Origin of the sequence: Pedobacter sp. (assembly GCF_031119335.1) — a bacterium.
Classification (GTDB): Bacteria; Bacteroidota; Bacteroidia; order Sphingobacteriales; family Sphingobacteriaceae; genus Pedobacter.
Genome location: NZ_JAVHXT010000003.1, coordinates 221,849 through 231,384 on the forward strand (window position 1 = coordinate 221,849; position 9,536 = coordinate 231,384).

General features: G+C 38.5%; 7 protein-coding genes. All 7 read right to left on the minus strand.

Going from position 1 to position 9,536, the window contains the following annotated elements; translation table 11 throughout:
- Nucleotides 1–117 precede the first annotated feature (117 nt).
- The 7 genes from REI64_RS04890 to REI64_RS04920 all read right to left on the minus strand — a co-directional run bounded on the left by REI64_RS04890 (nt 118) and on the right by REI64_RS04920 (nt 9,499).
- A complete protein-coding gene (locus REI64_RS04890) occupies nt 118–792 on the minus strand; it encodes a DUF4397 domain-containing protein (protein ID WP_308848984.1) in 675 nt (224 codons plus the stop codon).
- Nucleotides 793–1,890, minus strand: a complete 1,098-nt coding sequence (locus REI64_RS04895; RefSeq protein WP_308848985.1) for a hypothetical protein — start codon at nt 1,888–1,890, stop codon at nt 793–795. It abuts the gene before it with no gap.
- 265 nt (nt 1,891–2,155) lie between these two features.
- Entirely contained in the window at nt 2,156–4,168 is a 2,013-nt protein-coding gene (locus tag REI64_RS04900; RefSeq protein ID WP_308848986.1) for an acetylxylan esterase, read from the minus strand.
- 98 nt (nt 4,169–4,266) lie between these two features.
- On the minus strand, nt 4,267–4,431 hold the full coding sequence (locus REI64_RS04905) for a GIY-YIG nuclease family protein (RefSeq protein WP_308848987.1): 165 nt from the start codon (nt 4,429–4,431) through the stop codon (nt 4,267–4,269).
- A gap of 340 nt (nt 4,432–4,771) precedes the next feature.
- Nucleotides 4,772–5,806 carry a pectate lyase gene (gene pelA / locus REI64_RS04910; RefSeq protein ID WP_308848988.1) on the minus strand — a complete coding sequence of 345 codons (1,035 nt, stop codon included), beginning with the start codon at nt 5,804–5,806 and terminating at the stop codon, nt 4,772–4,774.
- An 81-nt stretch (nt 5,807–5,887) separates the two neighbouring features.
- Nucleotides 5,888–7,822: a glycoside hydrolase family 88 protein gene (locus REI64_RS04915; RefSeq protein ID WP_308848989.1), complete on the minus strand. Its 1,935-nt coding sequence runs from the start codon at nt 7,820–7,822 to the stop codon at nt 5,888–5,890.
- Nucleotides 7,823–7,825: 3 nt separating this feature from the next.
- Nucleotides 7,826–9,499, minus strand: a complete 1,674-nt coding sequence (locus tag REI64_RS04920) for a glycoside hydrolase family 28 protein (RefSeq protein ID WP_308848990.1) — start codon at nt 9,497–9,499, stop codon at nt 7,826–7,828.
- Nucleotides 9,500–9,536: the final 37 nt, after the last annotated feature.

Genomic DNA, 9,536 nt, shown 5'->3' on the forward strand with positions numbered 1-9,536 from the left:
TACCACCAATGCAACGACTACCGTTTAAACGGTAGTCAAATTCCCCAACTTTAAGCATAAAAAAATGCCGTTACCTCAACAATAGGTAACGGCTTAATTTAGAGCTACTAATTAAAATTAATTTTCTTGTATAACGTGGTAGGACACTTCTATTCCGTCAGAGGTATCAAACCATACTAAATAGTTTTTTCCTTCCTGAAATTTAGTTTTGTCTAATAATGTAGTTTTGTTACTATCTCTTAAATTCACCCTTAGTTCTGTGTTTATCGCTAGTTCCGCGTAGCTTGGATTATCCCCAAAGTTCAAACTATTTAGAAAAGCATTATTATTAGCGCTAATTACTAATGGCTTATCATTGAACATTATACTTAAATTAACAAACCGCACTTTAAATTTACCTGCTGCAGGTGCTCCAGCTTGATTAATGTATCCAACAATAGATGGTTTAGAATCTTGATTTTTATAATACAGAAGCGTGTAGGCATTATTGCCATAAAGCACCGCTTCAATTGCTGATGTTGCTTTGTTCTCTACCGCTCCGTTAGACCAAAAAACACTTCTACCCGAATTTACCTCAGCATAACCACTGTAAGCTCCATAAACAATTGCTTGTGGCGTAAGTTTGTTATTTTCCTGATACAGCTCTTGCGGATCGGAATTGAGATAAGCATTTACAAAACGTACTTTCGCTTTCCCTTCTTCCATCACTGGTTGTTCCTTTTTACATCCCAACGCAACCGTGATGATCAACGTTAATAGCAAACAAAAAACCTTAGAAATTTTATTATTCATCTATCTGCTTTTATAACTATATCCATACCATTTATTAAGGAAATTGATGATTGCCCTATTAAACCGCTCGGCAGAAATTTCTCTAATTGCCTCATTATTTCTAACGGTAATACCCGGAGTTTCTGCTTGTATAGACGAAATGTTATCACGATATCCCTTTGTAGCGCCATAAACTGCAGTACCATATTTACGGGTACAGTATCCACCATTAAAGTAAGGACGTTTTTTAGGGTTTCCGTTTGCATCTGTACCAAAAAGCTCTGCATTTGCCTCTATGGTTTTAATCCTAGTTCCTGGCACTGCAATTACCTTTTCAGCCTCTAACAATCCGCCGAAGCTGTAAGGCCCTCTTATTAATTGCGAAAATGGCACTTGAGGATTTGCTTTCGCAATGGCAGCAATAGAAGATGAATCCGCTAGTTTATCCAAATATTCATCGCTCTGCGAAATAGCAGCCGCACTTAAACCATAACCCAATTCCGTCTGATCAATAAACTTACTATTTAGCTCTTTGCCACTTACTGAAATATAAGGCTGTGGATTTTGATAAGTGTGTGCCTGGCCGTGCAAATCTAAAAACAGCGCACCTTTTCCATTTTTCTGCACTTCAGCCATTCTTTCTCGGGCAGCTTTTAACAAATTATGGTAGCTCAAGTAAGTATTTTTAGCATCTTCGTTGGTATATCTTTTGTCCACCTCGTTCGGATAAGTGTTTGGATCTACCCTTTTCCGCCCAATCGCGTTGATTACAATCCAAGCCCTCTTTTTAGTAGATGATTTAAAATTAGCAGCTATCTCAAAAGCCAATGGCAGCGTATTGATATCTCTTCCAGTAGTGCCAGTTTCGGGAATTTCTGGATTTCCTATCGCCACACCATCATGAGGCACGCCCAACAATAAGGGCGCATCATCGTCGCCAACCACTAACTTTGTATAGTTTTTAAAACCGTAGACCGTGTCGCCAGGCTTATAGGTTTTTCCTTCGTAGGTGAACAACGTATCGTTTGTTTTATCACCGCTTTTAAATGATAAAGCGATAACCAACAAAGCAGGCAATACAAGGCATACCTGCAAGGGCTTTAGTTTTGTAGTTTTCATCTATAACCGTTTTTATTATAGACTGCATTTGCGGCAAGAAGGCTCGAATAATTTTATTTTTTTTCTCAATTAATCAACTCTAACACGAAATGATTAACATTCTTAGATAAATTTGAAAATCTACGGCAATAACTCTTGCTATATTCGTCCCTCTTTCCGCTTTACTGCGTTGGCAAACATAGGTTTGCCAAACGTTTTCGCTACAATAGGGTTTATTTAACAACAGCTTTTCTATCATGGCTAAAATCCAACCGTAAAAGCAATGCTATTTATGAAATGTAACGGAAACCTTTGTCCACCGTACCAAATCTGGGATATCGTAATACGACAATACATTATGAACTACCAGATTGTATCTATCTTTCGCCAAAGGCTGTTGTAGTATTTGCTGGTAACTTTCTAAGCATTCGTACAAATTTAAATTGACTATATTTTCTCGGAACAAAGACGCATACAGCCCCGCCAACCCTATATTACCTTTGGCGTTCAGTTCTAAAGCAGCATTTTTCAATTGCGAGTGCAGAGATACAAACTCCAGCAGCGAAAAAACATCTGTAGTTCTCTGGCCCAAAAGCGGCTTACCAATGTGTAGCGCCAACATTGCGTTTCGATAATCTTTACTAAAATATTTCGGATCGTTCAATTCCAATTTATCAGCAGTTTCTCCCGTACCACGCAAATCAGCAAAAATAACAGCCACATCCTGCTGATCAATGTACTGTTGCATTAAACCTAAACTATCAACAAGTTTGTTTTTGCCATCTTCGCTTATCCAAACTATTACTTTTTTCACTGGCTTTTGCGAATAATAAACCAAAGCAGGTATGGGCACTTCATCTTCTTTTCTGATAATCACTTTGTGGAAAACAGCAAATTTAGCTTTTACTTGCCCAAGTTCTTCCACCTCAACTTTACGCTCTTCGGTGTTAATATTCAAAAGCTTTCGAATTACTTTTTGACGTTCTGCTGAACCTTGTTTTTTAAACTTTTCTCTACTTTCTGCGTATGCACTAAATAGTAATTCGTTTTGTTGTTGTACGTTAATCTCATTGGGAAAGCTGAGACTTACTTTGTGTTTTGTACTTGAAAAAAGTTCTCGGTCTGTAAGTGTTTTAAACTCGGGTTCAACAATAGTTTTATCATCGTTGTAAAACCATTTCCGGAACCACTGCACGGCTTTTTCTCTTTTTGGCCTTGAAATTCCATGTCCATCATCGTAAGTGAACAATGCTATTTTTTCTGCCTCGCCAATACTAGCGTAAACTTTTTCAAGGTCATCAAAAGATTGCAGCGTACCATTGTAATCTATAAAATCGTAACGACCAGCTAAAATCAATGTCGGCTTTGGAGCTGCAGCAATGAGGTAATCGCTCATTTCAAGCAATTGCGCACCTTCGTTCGGGATTTGCGCACAACCATCGGCAGCGCCAGTGGCAGCAAAAGTGTTTTCTCTGCTTGCCAAGTAGCTGCATGGAACTATCGCTCTCACTCTATCATCAATCGCCGCAAAATAAATGGCTTGCATCCCTCCGCCACTATTGCCCAACACGCCAATTTTTGCGGGATCCACTTCCTTTCTTGTCACTAGGTAATCTAAACCGCGTTGATTATCGAACAATTCATAAGCAGCCACCGAAGTTCCCAATAAATTAGAAGAAAGGTTGAGTAATGTATGTTCTGTGGTAGATCCTCTCGTTTGCGCTTTTCCATTTTCATCAGTTAACTGCACTCGCTCACTCTGCGAAATTGGATCGATCACAAAAACCACAAAGCCATTTTTTGCTAAAAGGATAGCTGTTTTCTGGTAACTTTCTGTCGCTTTTGAAACATCCTCGTGACCACAGAACAACAGCACGGCCGGGAACTTACCGCTTCCATTAGGTAAATATAAATTAGCAGTAACACGGTGTTTTTCAAAGCTTTGATAAACGATTTTCTCTATCCGATAACCGTCTTGTTTTACTTCGCCAGTAACTTGAGGGTTTAATGCAGCTTTTTCGGGTAATTTACCGAAGACTTGCTTTGCTTTCTGTTTTACAGCTTTAATATAAGTTAACGTCTGTTCTTTGGATTTCAAAGCATTATTAAAATCAGCTCTGCGTTCATCATATTGTTGATGCATTTGTTGCACCAAATAGGTATTTAAGCTTACATCGGCTTTCCAATCTAATACGTTGTATTGTTTTTGGGCATTGGTTTTTATCGAACCTAAAAATAAAATAATTATAATGTTAGCTGTATTCACCAAGCTTTTACATCTTCCCACAAATCTTTCCATTCTGGATTAAGTTTTTCAATGAGTTTAATTTTCTTTGATCGGCTTCCCCCTTTAATCCTCTTCTCTTCCGCAATCGCCTCTTCTATATTAGAATACGATCAGAAATACACAAGTTTATTTACATTATATTTGGAAGAGAATGATTTTGGAAATAATTTCTCTCTATGTTCTATCATCCTAAAAAGCAAATCCGAAGTTACTCCAGTATATAGAGTAGTGTGCGTATAATTTGTTAGGATGTAAACTACTCCGCCTCTTTGCATACTTCAATATAAGAAAAAAATTAAAGCGATAAAGATTGCTTCACTCTCCAGCTCATCCCTTCCCTTCTATTCGCAATGACGGTAAAACGTTCGTCATTGCGAGGAGGCACGACAGCCTGCTCCGATAGTTCTGAGAACCAATCTTTCATGCTTTACTATCTATAAAGATTGCTTCACGCCATTGCTCATTCCAACGCTTCAGTTCGCAATGACGCTCCTATTTTCGTCATTGCGAGGAGGCACGACGAAGCAATCTTTCATGCAAAAATGCACGAACAATTCCACCACTTTCCATCCGTATATCCTTTAGAATTATAAGTACTTCTGCAATAACAAACCATTAAAAATTATTCGCCTTTAACCACTTCGGATATTCCTTCGCCAATAAGTTTTGAGCAAAAGTGCCATACCAAGCATATCCGTACCTGCGTTCTTGACTAACGTCTTCAATTCTATCTTTAATGGAGTTATCACGATCGCCGAATATAGGCTTGTTGGTTTGTAAATCGTAAAAACGGGCCCAACTCACAGCATCTGGATCTTTAACTAAACCCCTATCCTTTTCTGCTATTTTATCGTACCTAACTCCTACTATCTTCGTGCTTTCGAACCATGCCACTGCGTTTGCAATTGCAGTTTTCACTTCTGCCGATGGATTTTTCAGCTTCATTAGAAATCGCACCACTCCTACCGACTCGCCCGTACTTAATGATGCAGGTTCGAATGCTCTTGCCTTAGCTGGGGTCAACTTATTTTCGTCGTATTGTGCCGCCCAAATAGATGGCTTTCCATTTTGCACAAATTGTGTTTTTAAGATACACTCTAGGCCTCGCTTCACAGCTTCTTCAGCTTTAGCAATATATTTGGCGTCTACCAATTCGAAACCATTTGTTTTGTAAGCAATGTTTAGCATCACTGTTAAAGCATTGATCATTGCATTATCATTAAAAGTAATTTCTGCTCGGTAACTGCTTCTATCTGGATAATATTGCGGCCAACCGCCGTTAGCGTATTGTGCTTCTAATAAATAGTCGATGCCTTTTTTTGCTGCTTTTAAATAAGCTTGGTTTCCTGTATTTTTAAAAGCTAGCATCAAAGCGTTAATTTCTCTTGTAGTTGCTGCATTATCAATAGTTGCATGTAACGAAGATGTAGCCTTGATTTTCTCCAACAACGCATCTGTAATTGGAAGTTCGTATTTCACCACACTTTTATCCTGCAGTTGTTTTGGCCAACCACCATTACTTAACTGATACACCAACATTTTTTCAGCAACGGTATCGGTTTTTACCTCGGCAGTTTTACTGACGTTTTGTGCCGTAGCGCAACTGCTTAAACAAATACAAGATATAAGGATGATAATGATATTTTTCATTGCCGTTTGTTTTGCCACAGATACACAGATATAATTTGCAATGGATAGTAAGTAAATCATCTGTGCATCTGTGGCTAATTCCTATTTCTTAGCTAACGCTTGTTTTGCCAACCAATTCACCAATTCTTGTCCGGCTTCGTAGTTTTTATAATTAGAAGGAAGCCTTCTACCGTCTACGTATTCGTTGTACAACCAAGGGTCGCCAATTACGAAAACAGTTCCTTTGCCATGCTTAGTTACCGACATTACATCGTCGCCATCCTTATCTTTTAAGATTGATTTTGCAGCACCAGATAATTTCAAACTACTGTACTCTTTAATGAATAAATCTTTTGGTTTGAAAATTGCATTGCCAGCCGGAACAACCACCTTTGCGGTTTCGTAATTACCTGCTACCGGCACAGTACCTTTGCTATCGCCATTAAAATGAACGCCAAACACGTTGGCTAGCTTATTGAAATTCGTTAGCTCAACATTTGGTGCATCGTTACCCATCAAAACTAAAACACCACCTGCTTTAACCCAAGCCTCAATTTGTTTGATATCGGTAGCGGAAACAAACTTAGGATTAGGGTTTTCCTTTTCAAAATCTGGATCTACGATAATGTAAACCGAAGCATTTTTCAAATTAACCGCTGTTGGTGCTTGATATAAGGTGCTCAACTTAAACCCCGAGTTACTAAATTGATCTCTCCAGAAAGAAAACCCCGGATTTGGACGTTCGTCCCATTTGTAATGCCAAGATTGGTCGTTATTGTTCTGGTCTTTCTTTACTTCGTTATTGAAATACGAATCTAACACCACGGTTTTACCTTTACCTGGCTTCGGCATTGCCGCAATTTCCATTTCATTAAGCGCCAATAAAAATGCACCTACACCTTTCGGATCGTTGGTAATTACTTTCTCGCTGATGTAGTACTCGTAACTGCCATCGCGATATGGTTTACCGCCCAAGCCAGACACTTCTACTGTGCCTTTCAGACTAATTTTACCAGGCGCATCTTGCTGTACAAACTCCTTTTGTATGCCTTTGTAACCCTTATCTGCCACTGCAAAATAAGAAGCAGGCAACCAACCATTTCTTACTGCTTTGGCAATAGCATACACAAACATGCTCGATGCAGATGCCTCTACATAGTTCCCTTTAGCTGTAGGTTTATCTAAAATATCGAACCATAAACCTGTTTTGGGGTCTTGTACTTTTTGTACCGCAGTTGCAAAACGAGTTAAAATGCTTATGATTTCTTTTCTACGTGGATGGTTTTCGGGGAAGTTCTCCAAAACATCTACCATAGCCATACCGTACCAACCCATTGCCCTGCCCCAGAAGTTTGGCGATCGGCCAGTAGTTTTGTCTGCCCAAGCTTCTGCTTTCGACTCATCCCAACCATGGTACATTAAACCAGTTTTAGCATCTCTTGAGTTTTTCTCCATCCAAACAAATTGGTTGGCAATATCATCAAATGCTTTATCCTCTTTAATTAAAGCGGCATACTCTGCATAAAAAGGTTGCCCCATGTACAAACCATCTAACCACATTTGGTAAGGATAAATTTTCTTATGCCAAAAACCACCTTCTTTGGTACGCGGATGTTGTTTCAACTGCTCCCAAAGTGTTGTAGCAGCTTTAAAGTATTTTTTCTGACCAGTTACTTTGTATAAAGTCAATAATGTACGACCGTTTTTAACATTGTCGATATTGTAATCGCTCTGCTTATAACGTTGTATCTCTCCATATTTGGTTACGAAAAAATCCATGCTCTTCTGCATGTAATTAAAATATTCGCCATTTGCTGTACGTTTCCAAATCCCCTCTATTCCTTCTAAAACCACACCTTGGTCATAAGCCCATTTTACCCTTTTTGGCTTAGCTGGATTTAGGTTCAAAGAATCTTTCCAAATTTCCATTACCGTAGCCGCCATTTGCTGCGAAAGAGGCTGCACTTGAGCTGCTGCACTAAATGATAAAGCGGTTAATGAAAATGCTACTACACTATATTTAAAGATGTTATTCATGTACTACTTATTAATTTGCAATGATTTTTCTTGTGCACCAGCTAAAAATTCGGCTTGCTTTTGTGCTTTAGAAACGTCTAAACCTGAGGTTTTAATATTACTGTTTCTATCTCCAGAAATTCTGAACAATAAATCTGCACTATTATAACTGATATTTTTCAGGTTCACATCATTTCCATTTTGGATATTGATTAGCGGATTGCCATGTTCAATAGTCAATTTTACATTATTTAGATTGATATTTTTACCTTCTTGGATATCAATTCCTTTCTTAGACTTAATGTTGATGTTATTTAAGTTGATGTTTGCAATGCTCATTTCTGGCAAACCACGAACAAAAATTGCTTTATCTGCGCCATCGCAAACTACATTATTGATAAAGAAGTCTTTAAAAACTGGGGTTTCTTCCGTAACAGGCAATGTTTCTACTTTTGGTGCATCACGCTTATCGCCTACCAAAGGTATTGGATCTACGGCTGCATAATACATATCAAACAAAATGGCTTCTCCTGGAATATCCATCATGTTAATGTTTTTAATGTGGATATTTTCTACCACACCACCTCTACCGCGGGTAGTTTTGAAACGCAAACCAATATCGGTACCAATAAAAGTACAATCAGACACAAAGATGTTTTTAGCACCACCGCTCATTTCGCTACCAATTACAAAACCTCCGTGTGCATGGTAAACGGTGCTGTTTCGGATAATTACGTTTTCAGTTGGCATGGCACGTTTTCTGCCCCAAGCATCGCGACCAGATTTGATACAAATTCCATCATCACCAACATCGAAAGTACTGTTTTCTACTAGCACGTTTTTACAAGATTCGATATCTAAACCATCACCATTTTGCGCATACCAAGGGTTTTTAGCATAAACATTTCTAATAGTTACATCTTCACACATTAGTGGATGAATGTTCCAAGCTGCCGAATTTTGAAAGGTAACACCTTCTAGTAACACTTTCTTGCATGAGGTAAACACCAACAAATTCGGTCGGAAGAAATCTTTCAACGAATCATAATACGCTGCACTTTTATCAGCACGAATTTCGCCTGGGTTACCTTTTATTTTAGACCCTTCCAAGCTTTTTTGCGAAGGATACCAAGTTTTTTTATCTTCAGTTAGTACACCGCCAGAAGCAACTAAATTCTTCCACTGGCTTTCAGTTAACTTGCTTTTTTTAACGAAACGCCAAGCATCACCACCTCCATCTACAATACCATAGCCGGTAACCGCAATATTGGTTTGGTTAACCGCCCATAATGGCGATTGGTTGCGCATTTGTGGCAAACCTTCCCAATTACTTTGCACTAAAGCATATTGGCTAAAATCTCTCGTAAACTGCAAAATAGCATTATGCGCCAAGTGCAGGTTAACGTTGCTTTTAAGTTCAACAGGACCAGTAACCCATAAACCCTTTGGCACCAAAACTACTCCACCACCTTTTTTATTGCAAGCCACAATAGCGTCGTTAATGCTTTTTGTTACTAAAGTTACACCGTCACTTTTGGCACCGTAATTCACAATATTAAAAGTATCTTTCTTGAAAGAAGTTTGAGCTACCACTGGTAAATTATCAAAAGAGTATGCCTTCTTAGTGCTCTTTTGTGCTTGCGAAAGCATTGGCGCAGCAATAGCAAAAGCAAATATTGAAGCAACAATTTTCTTCATGTTCATGTGTGTATTTATAAATGGTTATCTATTGAAA